General features: G+C 55.9%; 4 protein-coding genes. All 4 read left to right on the plus strand.

Annotated features, from left to right (window positions below; genetic code table 11):
• Positions 1-5 precede the first annotated feature (5 nt).
• The 4 genes from SPTER_RS06070 to SPTER_RS06085 all read left to right on the plus strand — a co-directional run bounded on the left by SPTER_RS06070 (position 6) and on the right by SPTER_RS06085 (position 25253).
• Positions 6-527 (plus strand): hypothetical protein, encoded by a 522-nt coding sequence (locus SPTER_RS06070; protein WP_144349505.1) that lies wholly within the window; start codon positions 6-8, stop codon positions 525-527.
• On the plus strand, positions 520-1131 hold the full coding sequence (locus SPTER_RS06075) for an HD domain-containing protein (RefSeq protein WP_144349506.1): 612 nt from the start codon (positions 520-522) through the stop codon (positions 1129-1131). Before SPTER_RS06070 ends, SPTER_RS06075 begins: the two co-directional genes overlap by 8 nt.
• 426 nt (positions 1132-1557) lie before the next feature.
• The gene (locus SPTER_RS06080; RefSeq protein ID WP_246105501.1) at positions 1558-3252 is read left to right on the plus strand and encodes a ShlB/FhaC/HecB family hemolysin secretion/activation protein; all 1695 of its coding nucleotides are present in this window, start codon (positions 1558-1560) and stop codon (positions 3250-3252) included.
• 335 nt (positions 3253-3587) lie between these two features.
• Complete coding sequence (locus SPTER_RS06085; RefSeq protein WP_144349508.1) at positions 3588-25253, plus strand: two-partner secretion domain-containing protein; 21666 nt, start codon at positions 3588-3590, stop codon at positions 25251-25253.
• Positions 25254-25261: the final 8 nt, after the last annotated feature.

Below are 25261 nucleotides of genomic sequence, written 5' to 3' on the forward strand. Positions count from 1 at the left end.
TACCTGTGAAACTGCTGTATTGTCCCCAATGCCATGATATGTTTAGTCTGAGCTTTGTCGAGAAGCAGTGTACCTGCGGCGGCACTTACGGCCATTATGAAGCCGATGGGCTGCAGGCTGTATACAGTGGACCGGGAATCCCGCTGGGTATAGGTAATGATAGCTTCAGGGCAGCAGTCAGCCGGCAGCAGGAACTGAATCTAAGGCAAGAAATCCCCTTTCCTGGTGCTAAGTTTGAGGCCTGGATCGTGCCGGCTAACAGCAGTACCTTTACCGGCGTTTGTGGAGAGCCAAGGCTCAAGTTGTCAGGCGTACAGCTTATTATTGAAACCCTGCAACAGCAGATCACAGCCTATGATCAGGCGGCCGATGAATTCCCTGGTAATGATGATGCCTACTTAGGGCTGGAAGCAGAGCTGGACCGGCTTGAGAAAATATTAAAATACATCCGGAAACTAAAACACCGGCAGGATAAAATGCAGGCGGAAGCCCGCCAAGAGAGGAGCAAGACAAGATTAGATGAATGAAGTATTCTCTAATTTGATTGTTAAGTTACATTTTACGGGTAAGATTGAGACAGACGCCATAAACCTGCTGCAGGAATATGATTGCGGTAATATTGCCGACCATAGTCGCAAAGTTGCTGCTGAAGCCCGGCGACTGGCCGGCCGGTGTGGTGCCAATGAGCAGCAGGCTGTTATTGCCGGCTATCTGCATGATATTGGCGGCATTATCCCGGATGCTGAGAAAATTGCTGCGTGCAATAAGCTGGGAATTGATATATTGGCGGCAGAGCACCTTGTACCGGCTCTTTTGCATGGTAAAATCTCAAGGCTTATGGCTGCTGAGATCTTTAACATTAAGGACCCGGCCATTCTAAGTGCCATTGAATGTCATTCGACCTTAAAAGCCAATGCCACTTTGGCTGATATGATATTATTTGTGGCCGATAAGCTGCAGTGGGATCCTGCGCATAATGCAGGTTTTATAACAGATATTAAAGCGGCCCTGGAGGTTTCAGTGGCAGCCGGGGCTTTTGCCTATCTCCGGTATTTATACGACAACCGGCAACAGCTTAAGGCTTATCATCCCTGGGCTTTTGAAGCCTATCGCGATTTACAGGGGAAATAGGGGCAAGGTGCTTACAAGTGCATTAAGGTAGTACGTTGAGGGGCGTTGCTTGCGTATGTTTCCAAAGTAAAGGGTAATAATTTAAAAATATATTGACAAAATTTGCAATAAAGGGAATAATTAAACGTATTCATATGCCTAAAATTTAGTGGTGTATAGGTACGCAGAGGACTTGGCTGGAGGTTGATATTTTCTGGCACAATCCCGTTATTGAATAGGAAATACTTTAAAGCTGCATTGAGTTAGCCTGGAAACATGTAAGCATGGTCCGGACTGCCTGCGTAACAATCACCATTCGACCTGTGAGCGATGGGAAGGGGATTGGCTTCCTAAACGGTCATTTTCAATCTTTTGAGCAATCAGAAGATTTTTTTGTTTTAATCGGCAATAATCCAAATCATTTTACCATTTGAGGAGCTGAAGCAATTGATCTGCGACAAAAAAAATACCTGCAAACAAATTCTGCAAACTAGCCTGATTCTCTTTATTCTGCTGCAAATAAGCCTAAGCTCAGCCTGGGCTGCGCCGACTGTAGCCGACAAAGAAGAACAAAATCGGCGTGTCCGGCAGGAAGCCCTGGATAAAAAAGAACGCCAGGGACGCAGCGATGTCTTCCTTCAGCCCCCAAGCGAGGCCAAACCAGAAGTTGGATTGCCAGAAGAAAGCTTGAGCTTTCCTATTCAAACCATCATATTGCAGGGAGAGCACCTGGAGCAGTTTGCATGGTTGCAGGAGGCGCTGCGTAAGTACCAGAACCGTAATATCGGTCTGCAAGGGATTAATCTGATCGTAAAACAGGCCACCAATCTTCTCATTGAGCGGGGCTATGTCACCAGCCGTCTGCTTATCCCCGCGCAGGACCTTTCCACAGGGACCTTAACCCTTGTCCTTGTACCAGGTATTATTCACGACATCCGATTTCAGGACCCTGAACAAAAAGGCAACTGGCATACTGCTTTCCCCGTCCGCCCGGGCGATATACTCAACCTGCGTGACCTGGAACAAGGACTCGAGCAACTCAAGCGGGTACCCTCACAGGATGCCGAAATGCAACTGGTGCCGGCTGAAACCCCAGGTCAGAGCGATGTTGTAATTAATCTTAAACAGACCAAACCCTGGAAGGTTATTCTCTCTATTGACGATTCCGGCAGTAAAGCCACAGGCGAGCTGCAGCTCGCCCAAACCTTTATCTATGATAACCTGTTACAAGCCAACGATCTTTTCCATTTTTCCTTTAATCAGGACGGAGAACAAAGCGGCTCTCAATATGGCACAAAAGGCCATAGCATCTATTACTCCCGGCCGGACGGTAATTTCACCTACACTATAAGTCAAAACAGCTATGATTATCATCAGACTGTCCTGGCCGGATCCCAGCCCATTAGCTACTCCGGGACTAACCGGGATACGAGATTCACTGTTGAAAAACTTATCCAGCGCGATCAAACCAGCAAAACCCATCTGGAACTGGGGCTCGTTAAAAGGAGCAGCCAAAACTTCGTTGAGGATACTGAGATCCTCGTACAAAGAAAAAATACCACCGCTTTAACCCTTGCCTTACATGAGCGCCGCTATTTGGGACAAACCACTCTTGATACCCGTATTGCCCATCAGCAGGGCGTGCCCTGGTTTGGCGCCCAGGCTGATCTGACAGGCAGTAATCTGCCTACCACCCGCTACCATATCTGGACAATCGATGCCGCCATCGTCAAACCAGCTGCTGTTGCCGGCATTAAAAGCCAGTATAGAATGAGTATTAGTGGTCAATACAGCAACAATCGCCTGTATGCTGCTGACAGCTTTAGCATCGGCAACCGCTATACCGTGCGGGGGTTTGACGGGGAACAAACACTATCTGCCGAGAATGGTTGGTATTTACAGAATGAACTCATGGTGCCGGCAGGTGTTGCCAGTATCTATTGGGGGCTTGATTATGGGCAGGTCAGTGGGCCGCCAGCCGCCGGCTTAAGCAGCAAAGCCCTGGCCGGAACTGTTGTTGGAGTCAGAGGTGGAAGCGGCGGTGGGAGCTATGATCTCTTTATTGGCTGGCCGCTCAAAAAGCCGGCTGGTTTTACCAGCGCCACCCCCACTTACGGCTTTCAGTGGATCCAACAAATATAATAAAGCAATTTGGCGAAAAGAGAGCTAACGTAAAGCAGGCTGCTATCATGTAGAAAAGCATGTATAGCAGCCTGCTTTTCTGTTGCTAGAAACTGTTATCCGAGGACGATCAAAACGGCAAATTCAAGATAAATGAAGAATTAGCCTTAAGAAAACAGGACAGTAGTCCTACTAAAATCATATTTAAAACAAGTTATAATATAAACAACCATATGTTTCCAAAAATGGATTAAATTTTTGGAAACATACAATGATAATGATAATGATAATCAATTCAATATTGACAAGCCGTATGGATATTCAAATAGGTAACATCATATTGCAAGGAGGAAATTATGAAAAGCCCTGTCACTTACATAAAAAGCGCCAAATGGAAGAAAGCCATTGCCTGGACCACCTTAGCCGTTTATCTAACGCAGCCGGCCTTAGCTGCCGCGCAGGTAACGGCTGATGCCAGCGCCGCCGCCCAAAACCGTCCGGTTATCGAAAAAAGCGCCAATGGAACGGAAATTGTGCAAATTGCCGCACCATCGGCAGCCGGCGTATCAAGAAACCAGTACCTCATCTTTAACATTGACGCGCAGGGACTCGTCCTAAATAACGCAAAAATCATTACCCAGACGCAGCTGGCCGGCTATATCACCGGCAATCCTCACCTCACCGGCGAGGCAGCGCGGATTATCCTCAACGAAGTTACCGGCTCGGGACCAAGTTACCTGTATGGATATACCGAAATTGCCGGCCCAAAAGCCGACCTTATTATCGCCAACCCTAACGGTATTAGCGGGGCTGGGTTTGGCTTTATCAATGCAGGCCGTACTACCCTCACTACAGGCACGCCTGTCTTTGGCGGCAGCGGCAGCTTAGAAGCCTTCCGCGTCACCAGAGGCCAAATAGCAATAGCAGGAGCAGGGCTGAACGCCGGCGGCGTTGACCGGGTAGATCTCATCAGCCGGGCAGTCAGCGTCAATGCCGGCCTCTGGGCCAAAGACATCAACGTTGTTACCGGCGCTAACCAAGTAGGCTATGACAAGCTGACCACTCAGGCAATCGCCGGCGAGGGCGACCGGCCGGCCGTGGCTTTGGACGTTAGTGCCTTAGGCGGCATGTATGCCGGCAAGATCAAACTGGTCGGAACTGAAAAAGGTGTTGGTGTTAATAGCCAGGGAGTTTTGGCAGCTGATAGCGGTGACCTTATGTTAAGTCAGACAGGAAAAATCACGCTGGCCGGGATAACATCGGCAGCGGGAAACATAGATATTACAGCAAGCGAAGGTATTAGCGGCAGGGGAACGATTTATGCCGGGGAAAACAATAAATTAAGTGCAGGCGGGGTAATTGAAAACCGTGGGACCATCGCCGCCGGGAAAAACACCGAGCTGAGTGCCGCGGCCATAGACTCAAGCGGGACGCTGGCAGCGGGAACTGACAGCGAGGGCAGGCTAGGAGCAGCCGGTAACCTTAAGCTAACGGCCAGCGGGAACATCAGCGCCCACGGCCGGAATCTGGCTGGCGAAAACTTAACTATGACCGGGGCAAAGCTTGATTTAGCGGGCGCAACCAGCTATGCCGGGCAGGCTGCCAGGCTCAAAGCCACAGGCGGCAGTATCGACAGCAGCGATGCCAGGCTGGAGAGCGGGGGCGGGTTAAGCCTTTCGGCCGTTGACGGCATCAGTAATCAAAACGGACAAATACGAAGCGGCGGCGAACTGCAACTGGCCGCGCAAAACCTGGATAACGTTAAGGGCCAAATGAGTGCCGGGGACAAACTGGCTATTGAGGCGCAGACCATTGCCAACCAGGCCGGGTCTATGCAAAGCGGCGGGGCTTTGGCAGTGAAGGCCAGCGGCAGCGTGGATAACCGGGGCGGCCAAATGGAGGCCCGGTCCGGCCTGAAACTGGCTGCCCAGGCAGTGAATAACCAAACCGGCCGGCTTGTTAGCCTCGATGAGAGAGGGCTAAGTCTGACGGTACAGCAAGGCTTGGATAACAGGGCCGGTGTCATTGGCGGTAACGGCGCGGCGGACATCAGCGCCGGCCAGCTGGATAATGCCGGCGGTGAGCTGACGGCCCAAGCTGAGCTTACGGTTAACGTTGCCGCTGCTTTAGACAATGATAAAGGACTGCTTGCCGCCGGGAGCAATCTTACTCTAACGGCAGGCAGCGCGGCCAACAAAACCGGGCAAATCATGGCCGGAAAAAACCTTAACGTGACTACTGGCACTCTGGCAAATAGCGGGGCGATTAGCGCCGGCCAGGATGTTGCCGCAGCTATCGGCCAGACAGTGGTCAATACCGGCAAGATCCAGGCTGGCAGCAACATTAACATCCAAGCTGACGGGCAGATAACGAGCAGCGGCGCCATCGCCGGCGGCGGCAATGTGGCCTTAACGGCCTGGAGCCTTGATGCCAGCGGCAGCCTGGCCGCCGGCGCAACTGCCGACGGCAGCATGGGAACCAGCGGCAGCCTCATCATTAAGGCCGGAGGACAAATCAAAGCCACCGGCCAAAATCTGGCCGGCGCCGACCTTGAACTCAGCGGGACAAGTATTGATCTAACCGGCGCTGCTACAACCGCCGGCGGCAATATTATTCTCAAAGCGGCCCAAGGAGGACTAAACAACACGGGCGGGACAATTGCCGCCGGTAAAGAATTCAGCCTGCAGGCGGCCGGCAGTCTGATCAACACAGATGCCGCCCTCAGCGCCGCACAGCTAACCGTCAGTGCGGCCGCTATCGACAACCAAAGGGGCTTGATGAAACAGAGCGGGAGCGAAACAGTCAGCATCAGCACCGGCGGCAGGCTGGATAACCGCGGCGGACAAATCGCCGTCAATGCGGACCGGTTTATCCTTGCGACCGGCAGCCTCGATAACCGCCAGGGAAAAATCAGCCAGGCCGGAGCCGGGCTACTTAATGTGCAGGCCGGTACGCAGCTTGATAATCAAGACGGACAAATTGCCGCCAACGGCGAGATTCACCTGACAGCCGGGGACCTGGACAACAGCCGGGGGGAAATCCTCGCGCAACGGCAGTTGACAGTAAACACCGGTGGTTGGCAAAATCACAGCGGAAAATTAGTGGGTAAACAGGATATACAAATAACAGCCCAGGAGATTGATAATGAACAAGGCCTGGTTGAAGCGGGAGAAGGCTTAACCCTGCAAGCCCGGACACTTGTCAATGACCACGGGAAAATTACCAGCCTGGATGCAACCGGTTTAACGGTGAACGTCAGCAGGGAACTGACGAATAGCCAGGGGCTGATTGGCGGTAATGGTCAGGTAAACATAGCCGCGGCAGCAATAGATAACAGCGGCGGTCAACTGATTGCCAAACAAAAACAGAGCATAACCACTGGGGACCGGCTGACCAACACGGCCGGCACCATCTCGGCCGGTGCCGATTTAACCATAAGGCAAGCAGACGGAATTATCGTAAATCAACAAGGCCTTATAGCAGCAGGCGATTACCTCAGCCTCGCAGCCGGTGCTGCCGACGTCAGTGGCGGCGAGTTTGCGGCCGGCAGCAATCTGCAGATCAGCGCCGGCAACCTGACGGGCGACAAGCTGCTGGCCGGAAAAGATATTGACCTCAAGGTGCAACAGGACGTCGGCATCCGGCAAAAGATTGAGGCCAATGGCGCCCTCACCGTCAATGCCAAAGGGAAAGTAGTCAATGACGGCGCGATAACAGCAGGCAAAGATATTTCCATAGCGAGCAGCGTTTTTAACAATCAAACCGGCGCGGCGGCAAAAAGCGGCGGCAAACTTGCCGTGAGCGCAACTGCGGTAGAAAACAGGGGCACACTATACGGCAAACAAGCGGTGACGGTTACGGCGGAAAACGAGATAACCAGCAGCGCAACGCTGGCCAGCGGTGGTAATCTGGCCCTGCAGGCCGGAACAATTCAATCCACCGGCACGCTGGCAGCCGGTCTGGCAGATGACGGTGCGGTAGAAAGCGCCGGTGATCTTACCATTAACGCAACCGGAGCGGTAACGGCCACCGGCAGAAATCTGGCCGGCGGCGATCTTGTCATTAGCGGGACAGATATTACGCTGCAGGGGGGACAAACCCAGGCCGGTCAGTCGGCGCAGGTTATAGCGACCGCCGGGGATATCAATAACAGCGGCGGCAGCCTGGCGGCTCAACAAGAGCTTGCGCTGGCGGCGAAAAATAAATTGGTCAATGATGCCGGTCTTAGCAATGCCGGTCAATTGCAAATTGCTGCTCAACAGATTAGCAATCGCGGCGGTGTTTTGGCCCAATCCGGCGAGAGTGACCTTAAGATCATTACCGGCGAGCTGGACAACACGGGCGGTCAAATTGCCGCCAATAGCGCGAACCTGACCCTGGCGGCGGGAACCTTAACCAACAGCCAGGGCCAGATTCAGCATGCCGGCAAGGGAGCGCTGGCAATCGCGGTAGATGGCAAGTTAGACAATGCCACCGGCGAGATTGTCGGCAACGGCGGGACCACCATAACGGCAGCAGCTATCGACAATACAGCAGGAGCCATCTTTGCCCAGCGGCAGCTGGCTATGCAGGCCGAGCAGCTAACCAACAGGCAAGGTCAGATTAGCGGTAACGAGAAAACCGAACTTCACGCCGGTGTCATCGACAACAGCCAAGGCCTGCTTGAAGCCGGCAGCGGTCTTAGCGTCAAGGCCCGGACGCTGGACAATGCCGGCGGCAAGCTGGCCAGTCTGGGGGCGGCGGCTCTGACTGTGGAAGTCAGTGGCAAGCTGTCGAATGCCGCCGGCCTCATTGGTGGCAATGGCGCAGTGAGCGTGGCAGCAGCAGAGATTGACAACACAGACGGGCAAGTGAGCGCCAGGACTGATCTGGCAGTAGCCACTGGTAATGGGCTGAACAATACCGGCGGTGCGCTGGCGGCGGGCCATGATCTGACCGTGGCGCAGGCGAGCGGCATTTTGGCTAATGAAGAGGGAACCATGCAGGCCGGCAACAATCTTACGCTTGCGGCCAAAGCAGCGGATATCGCCGGCGGCAGCCTGGTAGCAGGCCAGGCTGTGGATATCGCTGCCGGCAGCCTGACGGTGAATCAATTGCAGGCCGGTGGAGATGTACAGATCAGTACCCTCAAGGACTTTGCCAATAAGGAGCAGGTGCAGGCCAATGGCCACCTGCGTGTCAAGGCCGGCGGCAAGCTCATCAATACTGGCGCTATGACGGGTCTGAATAGTGTAAGCATAACAGCCGCTGCGGTAGAAAACGCGGCCGCGGCGGCAATCAAAAGCGACGGCAATTTGTATATAGACGGCACAAACGTAGACAACCGGGGAACGATCTATGCCCGGCAGGCAGTGAACGTTGCCGTTGCTGACAAACTCAGCAGTGACGGCGCCATCGCCGGGGGCGAAGATGTTGCGCTCAGCGGGAAAAGCGTTGCCTCGACCGGAACGCTGGCCGCCGGTTTGAACAGCGACGGCTCGCTAGGCGCTGCCGGCAACCTGACGGTGACTGCTGGGGAACAGATCACGGCGCAAGGACAGAATTTGTCCGGCAGTCATCTTGTCCTGCAAGGCGCGAGCGTGGACTTAAGCGGCGCCAATACCCGGTCCGGCCAGTCTGCGAGCATTACGGCGACGGTCGGAGATATCGTAACCAGCGGGGGCGCTCTGAGCGCGACAGAAACGCTGCATATTTCCGCCTCCGGCCGACTGACCAATGAGGCGGCGGAGCTTAAAGCAGACCGGCTGACCCTGACGGCGGCGGCCATCAGCAACCGGGGCGGCACAATAGCCCAGTCCGGGCAGGAAAATTTGGCGCTCAGCACCGGCGAGTTGGATAATACCGGCGGGCAGATTGCGGCCAACAGCCGGAATCTGACGATTGCAGCCGAACAAATAACCAACCGTCAGGGCGTGATTCAGCATGCCGGTACAGGCCGGCTGTCCGTGGAGGCTGGTGGTGAATTTGACAATGCCGGCGGCCAGGTGGCCGGCAACGGCGAGACCACAATAACCGCTGCCAGCCTGGATAATAGCGAGGGTGTCATTTTCGCGCAGCGGCAGCTGGCTATCCGGGCCAGTCAGCTGAACAACCGGCAGGGGCAGATTGTCGGCAGCCAGGTGGTTGAGGTTAGCGCTGCCGTTGATAATGCCGGTGGTTTGATGGAAGCCGGCGACGGACTCAGCGTCAGTGCGCAGATCCTGAACAATGACGGCGGCAAGCTGACCAGCCTGGGGGCCGGCGGTCTGGTGGTGGACGTCAGCGGCAAGCTATCGAATGTGTCGGGGGTCATTGGCGGCAACGGCGCCGTGAGTGTGTCGGCAGACAGTATTGATAACACAGATGGGAAACTAAGCACCAAGACGGATCTGACGGTAGACAACGCCAGCGGGCTGAACAACAGGGACGGCGTGCTGGCAGCAGGCCAGGATCTGACTGTTACGCAGACGAGCGGCGTTTTGGACAATAATGCTGGAACCCTGCAGGCCGGGAACAACCTTCATATTGCGGCCGATGGCGCAAACATCACCGGCGGCAGCCTGGCTGCCGGCCAAACAGCGGGCATTAGGGCAAAAAACCTGACAGTTGCTGGGCTGCAGGCAGGTGCTGACATAGACGTTAGGACAGAACAGGACTTTGTCAATCAGGGCCAGATCCAGGCCAATGGCGAACTGAGTGTTGCCGCCGGCGGGAAAGTAACCAATACCGGCAGCGTGGAAGGATTGGACAAGATCAATGTGACTGGCACCGTGGTAGCCAATGAAACAGGCGCGGCGATCAAAAGCGGCGCGGCGCTGGCCGTGACTGGCGGCAACGTAGACAATCAGGGCCTGCTTTATGGCCGGCAGGCAGTGAAGGTAGTAGCCGCGGATCACCTGACGACAACCGGCACCATTGCCGGTGGGGAAGACGTTGTCCTTAGCGGGAAAAGCGTGGTTTCCGCCGGCACGCTGGCCGCCGGCTTGCATAGCGATGGTTCGGTAGGAAATACCGGCAATCTGAGAGTCACGGCCACAAAAGAGATCCTGGCGACAGGGCAGAATGTAGCCGGTGCCGACCTTGTCCTGCAAGGCGGCCAGGTTGACCTCAGCGGCGCCTCTACTCAGGCGGGGCAGTCGGTGCAGGTAGCGGCGTCGGCCGGGGATATCAAGCATAATGACGCAAGCCTGACCGCCCAAGGCCAGGTGAGACTTGCGGCCCAGGGCGCTGTAGTTAATGACGGGGCCGTAGTTAAAGCCGCCCAATTAGCCATAGAGTCCCACGGGCTTAGTAACCGGAGTGGTGTGCTGGCGCAATACGGGCAGGAAGAGTTAACGATTACTACCGGCGAGTTGGATAATACCGGTGGCCAGATTGCAGCCAATGGGGAGCAATTGACTATTGTAGCCGGAAAGGTGAACAACAGCCAGGGCGTGATTCAGCATGCCGGTGCCGGCACGCTGGCCGTTCAGGCTGGTGCTGAATTCGACAATACAGCCGGGCAAGTGGTCAGCAACGGCCAGGCCAGCCTAGTCGCCGCCAGTCTGGACAATACGGAGGGTATCATTTTCGCGCAGCGGCAGCTGGCTATTCAGGCCAGTCAACTGAACAACCGGCAGGGGCAGATTGTCGGCAAACAGGCCGTTACAGTTAGCGCTGCCATCGATAATGCCGGTGGCTTGTTGGAAGCCGGCGACGGGCTCAGCGTCAGCGCCCAGACGCTGAGCAATGACGGTGGCAAGCTGACCAGCCTGGGGGCCGGCGGTCTGGTGGTGGATGTCAGCGGCAAGCTGTCGAATGCCGCCGGCCTCATTGGCGGCAACGGCGCCGTGAGTGTGTCGGCCGAGACGCTTGATAACACGTCCGGGCAAATGAGCGCCAGGACGGACCTGACGGTAGCCAGCGCCAGCGGGCTGACCAACAGGGACGGCGTGCTGGCGGCAGGCCGGGATCTGACTGTCACGCAGGCGAGCGGCGTTGTGGACAATAACGCCGGCACCCTGCAGGCCGGGAACAACCTGCTTATGGCGGCCAAGGGAGCAGACATCAGCGGCGGCAGCCTGTTAGCAGGCCAAACAGCGGACATTAGCGCCCGGAATCTGACGGTCGATATATTGCAGGCAGACGCTGATGTGAAAGTTAAAACAGAGCAGGAATTTACCAATCGCGGCCAGGTGCAGGCCAATGGCGAACTGAGCGTTGCCGCCGGCGGGCAGGCAATCAATAGCGGCAATATAATCGGCTTGGAACAAGTCAGTGTAACCGGCGCAGCGGTAGCCAATGAAAGCGGCGCGGCGATCAAAAGCGGCGGTGCACTGGCTGTGAGCGGGCAAAACGTAGACAATCAGGGTATGCTTTATGGCCGGCAGGCAGTAACGGTTGCGGCCGGGGACAACCTGACGACCAGCGGCACCATTGCCGGTAGTGAAGACGTTGCCATTAACGGGAAAAGCATTGCCTCAACCGGAACGCTGGCGGCCGGCTTGAACAATGACGGCTCGATAGGAGCTGTAGGCAACCTGACGGTGACGGCTGGGGAACAGGTCACGGCACAAGGCGACAATTTGTCCGGCAGCCACCTTGTCCTGCAAGGAGCGAGCGTGGACTTAAGCGGCGCCAATACCTGGTCCGGCCAGTCTGCGAGCATTACGGCGACGGCCGGGGATGTCATAACCAGCAGGGGGGCAGTGGGTGCGCAAGAAACGCTTCATATTTCCTCAGCCGGCCGACTGAACAATGATGCGGCGGAGCTTAAGGCGGCGAGGCTGACCCTGGAAGCGGCGGCCATCAGCAACCGGGGCGGCACAATAGCTCAGTCCGGGCAGGAAGAGTTAACGATCAGCACCGGCGAATTGGATAATACCGGCGGCCAGATTGCGGCTAATAGCCAGAATCTGTCGATTGCCGCCGAACAAATAACCAACCGTCAGGGCGTGATTCAGCATGCCGGTACAGGCCGGCTGTCCGTGGAGGCTGGTGGTGAATTTGACAATGCCGGCGGCCAGGTGGTCGGCAACGGCGAGACCACAGTAACTGCTGCCAGTCTGGACAATAGCGAGGGTGTCATTTTCGCGCAGCGGCAGCTGGCTATCCGGGCCAGTCAGCTGAGCAACCGGGAGGGGCAGATTGTCGGCAAACAGGCGGTTGCGGTTAACGCGGCCGTCGATAATGCCGGTGGATTGGTTGAAGCCGGCAATGGTCTCAGCGTCAGCGCCCAGACCCTGAACAATGACGGCGGGGAACTGACCAGCTTGACTACCGGCGGTTTGACCGTGGCTGTCAGCGGCAGGCTGTCGAATGTGTCGGGGGTCATTGGCGGCAACGGCTCCGTGAGTGTGTCGGCCGAAACGATTGATAACACAGACGGGCAAATGAGCGCCATGATTGATCTGACGGTAGACAGCGCCAGTGGGCTGGATAATACGGACGGTGTGCTGGCGGCAGGCCGGGATCTGGCGGTGAAACAGGCCGGCGGTGTCATCGACAATAGCGATGGAACCATGCAGGCCGGGAATACGTTCACCCTCACGGCAAGTGAGGCTGATGTCTTCCATGGCCGGCTGTTGGCAGGCCAAACAGCGGACATTAGCGCCCGGAATCTGACTGTCGATGTGCTGCAAGCCGTTGCAGATGTACGTGTTAAAACAAAACAGGACTTTGCCAATCAAGGCCAGGTGCAGGCCAATGGCGAACTGAGCGTTGCCGCCGGCGGGCAGGCAACCAATAGCGGCAGCATGGTCGGCTTGGAACAAGTCAGTGTGACCGGCGCCGCGGTAGCCAATGAAAGCGGCGCGGCGATTAAAAGCGGCGGTGCGCTGACAGTGAGCGGCGGCAACGTAGACAACCAGGGAATGCTTTATGGCCGGCAGGCAGTGACAGTTGCGACAGAGGACAACCTGACGACAACCGGCACCATTGCCGGTGGCGCCGATGTTGCCCTTAGCGGAAAAAATGTAGCTTCTACCGGAACGCTGGCCGCTGGCTTAAACAGCGATGGTTCGCTAGGAAATACCGGTAATTTAACAGTTACGGCCACAAAAGAGGTCACAGCAACCGGACAGAATCTGGCCGGGGCCGACCTTATTCTGCAAGGAGGCCGGGTTGACCTTAGTGGCGCGTCTACTCAGGCGGGTCAGTCGGTACAGGTGAAGGCAACGGCCGGGGATATCAAGCATAGCAATGCCAGCCTGACTGCCCAGGGCCAGGTAAGCCTTGCGGCCCAGGGCACTGTTGTCAATGACGGGGCCGTAGTAAAAGCCGCCCAATTAGCCATTGAGGCTCAAGGCATCAGCAACCGGAGCGGCGTGCTGGCCCAGTACGGGCAGGAAGAGTTGACGATTACTACCGGTGAGTTGGACAATACCGGCGGCCAGATTGCGGCCAACAGCCGGAATCTGACGATTGCCGCCGAGCAAATAACCAACCGTCAGGGCGTGATTCAGCATGCCGGTACAGGCCGGCTGTCTGTGGAGGCTGGTGGTGAATTTGACAATGCCGGCGGCCAGGTGGTCGGCAACGGCGAGACCACAGTAACTGCTGCCAGTCTGGACAATAGCGAGGGTGTCATTTTCGCGCAGCGGCAGCTGGCTATCCGGGCCAGTCAGCTGAGCAACCGGCAGGGGCAGATTGTCGGCAAACAGGCGGTTGCGATTAGCGCGGCCGTCGATAATGCCGGCGGATTGGTTGAAGCCGGCAATGGTCTCAGCGTCAGCGCCCAGACACTGAACAATGACGGCGGCAAGCTGACGAGCCTGGGGGCCGGCGGTCTGGTGGTGGACGTCAGCGGCCAGCTGTCGAACGCCGCCGGCCTCATTGGCGGCAACGGCACTGTGAGTGTGTCGGCCGAGACGATCGATAACACGTCCGGGCAAATGAGCGGCAAGACGGACCTGACGGTAGCCAGCGCCAGCGGGCTGACCAACAGGGACGGCGTGCTGGCGGCAGGCCGGGATCTGACTGTCACACTGGAGAGCGGCGTTGTGGACAATAACGCCGGCACCCTGCAGGCAGGGAACAACCTTCATATGGCGGCCAAGGGCGCAAACATCAGCGGCGGCAGCCTGGTTGCCGGCCAAACGGCGGACATTCGGGCGAAAAACCTGACAGTGGCTGGGCTGCAGGCGGGCGCTGACATAGAAGTTAGGACAGAACAGGACTTTGTCAATCAGGGCCAGGTGCAGGCCAATGGCGAACTGCGCGTTGCCGCCGGCGGGCAAGTAACCAATAGCGGCAGCATGGTGGGCTTGGAACAAGTCACTGTGAACGGTGCAGCAGTAGCCAATGAAAGCGGCGCGGCGATCAAAAGCGGCGGTGCGCTGGCAGTGAGCGGCGGCAACGTAGACAATCAGGGCACCCTCTATGCCCAGGAGACAGTAACGGTTGCCGCTCAGGAGCAACTGACCACCAGTGGCACTATTGCCGGTGGGGAAGATGTTGCCCTTAGCGGGAAAAGCGTGACCTCCGCCGGAATGCTGGCCGCCGGCTTAAACAGCGATGGTTCGCTAGGAAATACCGGTAATTTAACAGTTATGGCCACAAAAGAGGTCACAGTAACCGGACAGAATCTGGCCGGGGCCGACCTTAGCCTGCAAGGCGGCCGGGTTGATCTCAGCGGTGCGTCCAGCCAGGCGGGGCAGTCGGTACAGGTGAAGGCGACGAACGGGGATATCGTAACCAGCGGCGGCATGGTGACGGCCCAAGACAAGCTAACCCTTGCAGCCACCGGCAATCTAATTAATGATGAGGCTGTAGTAAAAGCCGCGCAGCTAACCCTTGAGGCGCAAAAAATCAGTAACCGGGGTGGCGTTCTGGCCCAGTTCGGTCTGGCAGATTTGGCGATTATCACCGGCGAGTTGGATAATACCGATGGGCAAATTGCGGCTAACAGCCAGAATTTGTCCATTGAAGCAGGAACCCTTGATAACAGTGGGGGGAACATTCAGCATGCCGGTACAGATAAGCTGTCTATTCAGGCTGAGTCTAAATTTGACAATGCCGGCGGCCAGGTGGTCGGTAACGGGGAGACCACAATAGCCGCTGCCAGCCTGGACAATAGCGAAGGTGTTATTTTTGCGCAGCGGCAGCTGGCTATCCGGGCCAGTCAGCTGAGCAACCGGCAGGGGCAGATTGTCGGCAAACAGGCGGTTGCGATTAGCGCGGCCGTCGATAATGCCGGCGGATTGGTTGAAGCCGGCAATGGTCTCAGCATCAACGCCCAGACCCTGAACAATAACGAAGGCAAGCTGACGAGTCTGGGGGCCGGCGGTCTGGTGGTGGACGTCAGCGGCCAGCTGTCGAACGCCGCCGGCCTCATTGGCGGCAACGGCACTGTGAGTGTGTCGGCCGAGACGATCGATAACACGTCCGGGCAAATGAGCGGCAAGACGGACCTGACGGTAGCCAGCGCTAGCGGGCTGACCAACAGGGACGGCGTGCTGGCGGCAGGCCGGGATCTGACTGTCACGCAGGCGAGCGGCGTTGTGGACAATAACGCCGGCACCCTGCAGGCCGGGAACAACCTTCATATGGCGGCCAAGGGCGCAAACATCAGCGGCGGCAGCCTGGTTGCCGGCCAAACAGCGGACATTCGGGCGAAAAACCTGACAGTGGCTGGGCTGCAGGCAGGCGCTGACATAGAAGTTAGGACAGAACAGGAATTTGTCAATCAGGGCCAGGTGCAGGCCAATGGCGAACTGAGCATTGCCGCCGGCGGGCAAGTAACCAATAGCGGCAATATGGTGGGCTTGGAACAAGTCAGTGTGACGGGCAACGCGGTAGCCAATGAAAGCGGCGCGGCGATCAAAAGCGGCGGTGCGCTGGCAGTGAGCGGCGGCAACGTAGACAATCAGGGCACCCTCTATGCCCAGGAGACAGTAACGGTTGCCGCTCAGGAGCAACTGACCACCAGTGGCACTATTGCCGGTGGGGAAGATGTTGCCCTTAGCGGGAACCAGGTAGCTTCTACCGGAACGCTGGTGGCGGGGCTGAACAGCGACGGTTCGGTAGGACCTGCCGGCAAGCTGACCCTCACTGCTATGGAGCAGGTTACCGCAACCGGACAGAATCTGGCCGGGGCCGACCTTGTCCTGCAAGGCGGCCGGGTTGACCTTAGTGGTGCGTCCAGCCAGGCGGGTCAGTCGGTACAGGTGAAGGCAACGGCCGGGGATATCAAGCATAGCAATGCCAGCCTGACTGCCCAGGGCCAGGTAAGCCTTGCGGCCCAGGGCGTTGTAGTTAATGATGGATCTGTAGTAAAAGCCGCCCAATTAGCCATAGAGTCCCACGGGCTCAGCAACCGGAGCGGCGTGCTGGCCCAGTACGGGCAGGAAGAGTTGGCGATTACTACCGGTGAGTTGGACAATACCGGCGGGCAGATTGCGGCCAACAGCCGGAATCTGACGATTGCCGCCGAGCAAATAACCAACCGTCAGGGCGTGATTCAGCATGCCGGTACAGGCCGGCTGTCCGTGGAGGCTGGTGGTGAATTTGACAATGCCGGCGGCCAGGTGGTCGGTAACGGGGAGATCACAATAACCGCTGCCAGTCTGGATAATAGCGAGGGAGTTATTTTCGCGCAGCGACAGCTGGCTATCCGGGCCAGTCAGCTGAGCAACCGGCAGGGGCAGATTGTCGGCAAACAGGCGGTTGCGATTAACGCGGCCGTCGATAATGCCGGCGGATTGGTTGAAGCCGGCAATGGTCTCAGCGTCAGCGCCCAGACCCTGAACAATGACGGCGGCAAGCTGACGAGCCTGGGGGCCGGCGGTCTGGTGGTGAACGTCAGCGGCCAGCTGTCGAATGCCGCTGGCCTCATTGGCGGCAACGGCGCCGTGAGTGTGTCGGCCGAGACGCTTGATAACACGTCCGGGCAAATGAGCGCCAAGACGGACCTGACGGTAGCCAGCGCCAGCGGGCTGACCAACAGGGACGGCGTGCTGGCGGCAGGCCGGGATCTGGCTGTCACGCAGGCGAGCGGCGTTGTGGACAATAACGCCGGCACCCTGCAGGCCGGGAACAACCTTCATATTGCGGCCAAGGGCGCAAACATCAGCGGCGGCAGCCTGGTTGCCGGCCAAACGGCGGACATTCGGGCGAAAAACCTGACAGTTGCCGGGCTGCAGGCGGGCGCTGACATAGAAGTTAGGACAGAACAGGACTTTGTCAATCAGGGCCAGGTGCAGGCCAATGGCGAACTGCGCGTTGCCGCCGGCGGGCAAGTAACCAATAGCGGCAATATGGTGGGCTTGGAACAAGTCAGTGTGACGGGCAACGCGGTAGCCAATGAAAGCGGCGCGGCGATCAAAAGCGGCGGTGCGTTGGCAGTGAGCGGCGGCAACGTAGATAATCAGGGCACCCTCTATGCCCAGGAGACAGTAACGGTTGCCGCTCAGGAGCAACTGACCACCAGTGGCACTATTGCCGGTGGGGAAGATGTTGCCCTTAGCGGGAAAAGCGTGACCTCCACCGGAACGCTGGCTGCCGGCCTGACCAGTAGCAGCGCCGTGGGCAGCAGCGGCAACCTGACCGTGACGGCCAGCCAACAAGTGACCGCCAGCGGCCAGAACCTGGCCGGCGGCAACCTGGCTATGGCCGGGACCGGCGTAAATCTCAGCGGCGGCAACACCTACGCCGGCCAAGCAGCCAGCATCACCGCCACTGCCGGGGGCGTGGAAACCAGCGGCGGCACTCTTGCCGCCCAGGAAACGCTCACAATCAAGGCCAAAACCAAACTCAGCAATGAGCAAGCTGTGATCAAAGCCAATCAGCTCAGTCTTACCGCCGGGGCGATCGACAACCGCGGCGGCCTGCTGGCCCAGTACGGCCAGGGCGATCTGGACATCAGCACCGCTAGCCTTGACAACCGGGGCGGTCAGCTCGCCGCCAATAGTCACAACCTAACCCTGAATGTAAATCAACTTACCAACAGTCAAGGACAAATTCAGCACGCCGGTACGGGCCGACTTACAGTAAACGCCAGCGGCCAACTCGCCAATGACGATGGCCAACTGGTCGGCAACGGAATCCTTGACTTGAGCGCAAATCAAATCGACAACCGTCAGGGAACCATATCGGCCCAGGGCGATGTAACCGCTCAGGCCGTCGGTTTCGACAACCAAGCCGGCGTTCTGGTCAGCAGCGCCAGCGTCAGTCTGGAAACAAACAATGCGCTGCTTAACCAAAGCGGCACCGTCGAAGCCGGCCAGGGCCTGACCATTGCCGCCGGGGCCCTCAATAATGACGGCGGCAAGCTGACTAGTCTTGACCAGAGCGGCCTTACTATAAACGTACAACAAGGGCTCAATAACCGGCAGGGCCTGATCGGCGGCAACGGCGCGGCTAACATCCGGGCCAAGACACTGGACAATCGGGCTGGACAGGTAGTAAGTGCGGCCAGCCTGGACCTGGTGGCGGCAGGCGGCATTAACAATGAGGCCGGCAAACTGGCGGCCGGTCAGGATGTAACTCTGGTACAGCCAGAAGCGGACTTCAACAACCGCCAGGGAACCGTGGAAGCCGGACGTAACCTTAGCCTGCAGGCGGAAACCATCGCTAACCTCCAGGGCAAACTCGCCGCCAACACGGATACCAGCCTCAGCTTCACCGCCCTAAGCGGCGCCGGCAACATCAGCGCCGGCCGCAATCTGGGCTTGAACATAAGCGGCGACTTCACCAACGCCCAGAGCAACACCTGGCAGGCGGTTAACGATCTTACCCTGAATGCCAGCGGCACAGTCACCAACAGCGGGGCGCTGGAAGCCGGCGGCAGCCTGAGCGTTAGCGGCCAGCAGGTAAGCAATAGCGCCGGGGCCAGCATGGTGGCTAATGACCAGTTGAACGTAACGGCCGCAGAAACTGTCCTTAACCGTGGCAGTCTGTTCGGCGATACTGTCAAAGTAACGGCCAATAACATTATCAATGAAAGCAACACGGCTGCCATAGCGGCAACAGACAGTGTCAAGCTGTATGCCGGGGAGGCGATAAACAACCAGGATGGCGCGCTCATTTACAGCATGGGCGACATTGATATTGCTGGCAGCGAGACGAAAAGCAACGGGGTCTATGCCGTAAGGGCGAAGACTCTCACCAATCAATCGGCCAATATTGAGTCTGACGGGGATATTGCCATTTATGCCGATGATGTGGTGAATAAGAAGAGTGTGTTTGAGGTTGAGCAGACAGTGGTTTCGGATGAGTGGTATCCTTTGGAAGATGGCGGGCGGTATGAATTTGTCAAAGACATGCTTGGCTTCGACATAAATTCATTTTTTACCGAACTACAGGTTCGAGAATCAAAACTTCAAAGATTTTATGAAGGGGAATACGGAATTTTTAGGCCAAGAAGAGCGGATTATTTATTATTCCTAGGGCAAAGTGGCACTACAACTACAATATTTAAAGATTCGTCAGTGGGAAAGATTATTGCTGGTCAGAATTTAGTTCTTCAAACCAACAATACTCTAAATGATAATAGTTGGTTATTGGCTGGGCAAAATTTACTCAGCAGTGGCAGTGTTACTAATCAAGCGGTGAGCGGCAGTAGTGGTACGGTAAATCATTATGCGTTGGTTTATGTTGAAGATTATTTTGATGACCTTGATCAAGTTTTTATAACGATTAAAGTGAACGATCTTTACAACGAAGTAGCAGAGGATGAAGCGGCACTGGAAAGCATTACCACCGCCCGCTTCGGCGGCGGTCAGCAGGTCGTCATCGACGGTATGAGCGTCAGCAACGTTACTGTCACCCCCGGAGGCAGCGTCGGTCCGGTCAAAACTATCAATTCATCGGGTAAAACTGGTAATGCTACTAAAGTTCAAACAGATGGTAAAATAGTCAATACCGGCGTCAATACCAGTGTCAGCGGCGCGGCGGTTCAAGGTCCGGCTGTGGGCAGCATCACAGGATCCAGCCAAACCGGCGGTGCAAGTGTTGTCAAAGCTACAGCCGGCGATGCGGTAAACACAGGCATCCATACAGGAGTCAGCGGCACAACCATACAGGGTCCGTCAGTAGACGCCATCACCGGAGCCGGCCAAAGCAGCGGGGCTAGCGCAGTCGAAGCGGCAGCCGGTAATGCGGTCAACACGGGCATCCATACGGGAGTCAGCGGCACAACTGTACAGGTACCGTCAGTAGATGCCATTGCCAGCGCCGGCCAAAGCAGCGGGGCCAGTGTAGTTGAAGCGGCAGCAGGCAACTCAATCAATACCGGCATCCACACCGGAGTCAGCGGCACAACCGTACAAGGCCCGACTGTGAGTGCCATCACCGGTTCCAGCCAAAATAACGGGTCCGGCGCAGTGGAAGCGGCATCCGGTAATGCGGTCAACACGGACATCCATACCGGAGTCAGCGGCACAAATATACAAGGCCCGGCTGTAGACGCCATCACCAGCGCTGGTCAAAGCAGCGGGGCAAATACAGTCGAAGCCACAGGCGGCAATGGAGTAAGCACCGGCATCCACACCAGTGTCAGAGGTACGACCATACAAGGTCCGGCCGTAGATACTATCACCAATGCTGGCCAAACTAGCGGGGCCAGCGTGGTCGAAGCCGCGTCAGACACTGCGATAAACACCGGCGTCGAAACCGGCATCAGCAGTACGACCGTACAGGGCCCGGCAATGGATAACATCTCCCGCTCCGGTCAGCCCGATCCTGCCGCGGCAGTCGAAACCGGCAGCGGCAGCAATCACGGTGCCATGATCGACACCAGCGTGCCCATAGCCCAACCGGCAGCTCAGCCTGCCGGTGTTACCGCCCATACCACTGCCAGCGGCGTCAGCCAGGTAACGCCAACACCGGCCGGCGGCCAAGGTGCAGCAGGCAGCGTGGACCCTGCGGCCATCGCCGCCCTGCTGCCTGCCGCCCAGACGGCAGAAGTCAAAGCTCCTCAGACCAATGGCGGCAGCACTATCACCTTGCCCCAAAACGGCCTGTACACCGTAAAGACAGACCCTACCGCCCAATATCTGGTCGAAACCAACCCCAAATTCGCCAACTACAAAACCTTTATCTCCAGCGACTTCCTGCTGGACAAGCTCAACTATGACCCAGCCGCTGTTATGAAGCGCCTGGGTGACGGCTTCTATGAACAGAAACTGGTGCGCGAGCAAATCACTGACCTGACCGGCCGGGTTTATCTCAACGGCTATGACAGCGCTGACGCCCAGTATCAGGCCCTGCTGCAAAACGGTGCAGCCCTGGCCGGTAGTTTAAACCTGACCATTGGCACAGCCCTGACCGCCAAGCAACAGGCCGCCTTGAACCAGGACATCGTCTGGCTCGTTGAACAGGAAGTGGAAGGGCAGAAAGTTCTCGTTCCGGTTGTCTACCTTTCCGTCCTGCATGAAGGCGACCTAACGCCAAGCGGGGCCATCATCAGCGCCGACAACGTCCAAATTAACGTCAGCGGCGCCGTCACCAACACCGGGACCATCCAGGCGTTGGAGAGCGTCAAAATCGGCGCTGCTAACGTAAGTAACATCGGCGGCACCATCGACGGCGGTCAGCTCAACCAAATCAACGCCAGCCAGGACATCCTCAACCTGAGCGGCAGCATCAGCGGGGCTGACGTCAGCTTAATTGCCGGCGGCAATATTACCAGCCAGACCTACAGCACGGTCAATGAAAACCCCTATCTGTCCCAAACCATCCTTGGCAAAACAGCAACCATTACCACCGACAGCAGCCTGACCGTGAATGCAGGCCAGGACTTGAATCTACTTGGGACAGACATTAACGCTGGCACCAACATTGACCTCAGTGCCCAACACATTAACGTGGGCGTGGTTACTGACACCGACAGGCTGAATTTATTTAAAGCCACTGAAACAGTGACAAACTTAGGCACTACCATCACGGCCGGCGGCAATCTCAGCCTGCAGTCCGGCCAGGACATGAATATTCAGGCGGCCGAACTTAAAGCCGGCAGCGATCTCACTCTTATCGCCGGCGACAGCCTAACCCTCGGCGCCGTCGCTGATACCTCAACCTCCGGCTACAACCTGAACGCCTATAACTTCAATAGCCAAAGCACCGTTACCCAACAACTCACTACGTTAGACGCCGGCAGCAACCTCAAGCTCAGTGCCGGCGACGACCTCACCTTAACCGGCGTCCAGGCCGCAGGCACTACTATCACGGCCCTAAGCGGCGGCGACCTGACCTTAAACAGCGTCACCGACAGTAGCTTCAGCGACATCGCCACAGGCTCCAGCCGCAACTACCAGCGCAATATGACCTATGACGAAACTGTCATTGGGACAAACCTTGTTGCCACCGAGGAAATTAGGCTATCGGCAGCCGATTCTATCACTATTTCCGCCAGTTCCGCTATCAGTGAACAAGGGGGAATAAACCTGACTGCCGGGCAAGACATCACCATTGAAGCCGTAACCGGGCAGCATGAAGCCCTGACCGAAGCCAAGAAAACAAAATCCGGTTTCTTGTCCAAAAAAACCACCACAACACGTGATTACGCCTTGCTCAACGAAGTGGTTGGCAGCATGATTTCCGGTGAAACTGTTGATATGACAAGCGGCAATGACCTTACCGTTAGCGCTAGCAACATCGTGTCTACCAATGACCTCAACCTCACCGCCGGCAACGATCTTACCATCACCAGCCTGGCCGAAACCGGCGCGGAAGACCACTACAAAAAAACCAAAAAATCCGGCCTCTTCTCCGGTGGGGGCTTAAGCTTCACCATTGGCAGCAAAAGTGAAAAACTCACTGTTCAAGAACAAACGCTGGCCGAAATCGGCAGCACCATCGGTTCCATCGCCGGCGATGTTACCTTAACCGCAGGCAACCAGTTTTCCAGCGCCGGTGCCATCCTAAGCGCCGGACTCGACCTTGACATCACCGGGAAAAAAGTAGCGATAGACAACACCCTGGACATCTATGACAGCACCACCAAATATGAAGTCAAGCAAAGCGGCCTGAGCGTCTCCTTTGGCGGGAACATTATAAACAAAGGGATGGACGCCGTAAACAATATCGAACGGGCCAATCAGGTAGCTGATGAACGGCTGCAAGCTCTCTATGCTTATAAAGCCTATGAGGACCTTAAAGATCTTAATAAGGTGCAAGATCTCAAAGAAGAAGACCTGAAACAAGATATTAAGGTAAGCGTAAGCATAGGCAGCAGCAAAAGCAGCTCCGAGCAGACCGTTCATATCGAAACCGTGAACCCTGCCAACATCAGCGCCGGGAATACGGTAACCATAACGGCAACCGCCGGTGATGTGAACCTTACAGGCACAAAAATAGACGCCCAGGATATCACGATCAAAGCGGTTGGTGATATCAACCTGAAGGCCGCCCAGAATCAGCAGCAGGTACAAAGTGACAGTAAAAGCTCCGCCTGGGGCGCAGGCCTTGAGTTAGGCACCGGCATCTTCGGCAGCTATCAACAAGGCCGCAGCAATGAAAACGCCAGTACAACCACCCACAGCGGCAGCAGCTTAATCGCGGCAGATACAATCACCCTGGTTTCGGGACAAGACACCAACCTCATTGGCTCGCAGGTCGAGGGGGCCAAAGTAGTCGCCGTAATTGGCGCCGACCTCAATATCGCCAGCTTGCAGGATATTGACAACTACAGCGCGAACAGCAAAAATACTGGAATACGCGTTGGTATTGGCAGCGGCATAACCGGCTCCTTCAGTAAAGGCCAAACAAATTCCGCTTATCAAAGCGTGACCGAGCAGGCCGGAATCTACGTAGGCAAAGACGGCTTCAACATTGAAGTCGGCGGCAACACCGACCTGAAGGGTGCGGTCATTGCCAGCGACGCGACTCCAGATAAAAACATACTCTCTACTGAGACTCTTACGTACTCGGATATTCAAAACCATGCGGAGTACAGCGCAAGCAGTACAGGATTTAGTTTTGATATCAAAGGTAAGATACCTATTTCTCCTACTCCTGGTATGCCAGTAAGTGGTGATGGAAGTAGTACTACTAAATCTGCAATTGAAGCAGGTGCTACTATTACGATTACTGGCAATCAAACACAAGATCTTAGCGGACTTAGTCGCGATACTGGTAATTCATTAAACGTTCTTGGTAAGATCTTTGATAAGAAAACGGTTCAAGAGAAACAAGAATTAGCGAATCTATTTGGTGAAGTAGCCTATAACGAAATTCACCGATTAAGTGTACGAAATGGCTGGGCAGAAGGTGGACCAGAAAAAGAAGCTCTTCATGCAATAGTTGCTGGATTTATGGCCCAATTGGCGGGAGGTAATTTTGCTTCTGGTGCTGCTGCTGGGGCACTAAACGAAGCTCTTGCGGTTCAATTACTCAACATTAAAGATCCTGGTCTTCGGGAAGTTGCAAGTGCAATCATCGGCGCAGCAGCGGCAAAAGCCGTTGGTGGTGATGCACAGATTGGTTCCGCTGTCGCAGCGAGTGGAACAAAAAATAATATCAATCTTGTTGAACCACAGACGGTTCTTATTAATGGAGTAGCGACAGTTGTTGTTGGCTATGTATTATTGCAGGAAGGAACAAAATATTTATGCGATAAGGCTGGAACGGTTATAGCAACTTGGAATTCCGATTCTGATTCTTGGATAAGTAGCCCTCCTCCTACAGATACTTCTAGTGCTAATAGTCCCTTTAAATTGGATAATCCATTGAATCCTCTATCTCCAGGCAGTACGACAATTGAAGGGGAATTACAAGCATCAGGTTCAACGACTATTCCATTCGGTGACCCAAACAATAGAACCAGTACGACGATTCCTCTAGTGCCACAGGATAATAATCTAGTTATTTCATCTAGCTGGAACCAGGGAAGTTTTAACAATGCTGATAGTTCCCTTGAATGGCACTTTAATAAACATGGTGCCGAAGTTGGAGCGCAAGATGTTGAACAATATGTTAGAAAAGCGGAGGCTTTCAAACAGAACTTGAGAGGTGCTAATTCATATCCTGTATACGGAGAAGTTCCAGGTGTAACAAGATATGTAAAAAACGGAAGATATATTGATTTAGCTCCAGACGGAAGTATAGTATCTTTTGGTACACGATAAGGAGTGAG

Source organism: Sporomusa termitida, assembly GCF_007641255.1.
In the GTDB taxonomy this organism is placed as follows: Bacteria; Bacillota; Negativicutes; order Sporomusales; family Sporomusaceae; genus Sporomusa; species Sporomusa termitida.

Bases quoted from the DNA above. Each gene is read 5' to 3' on its own strand.
- SPTER_RS06085 (WP_144349508.1), top strand. From the start codon at position 3,588: ATGAAAAGCCCTGTCACTTACATAAAAAGCGCCAAATGGAAGAAAGCC.
- SPTER_RS06075 (WP_144349506.1), top strand. From the start codon at position 520: ATGAATGAAGTATTCTCTAATTTGATTGTTAAGTTACATTTTACGGGT.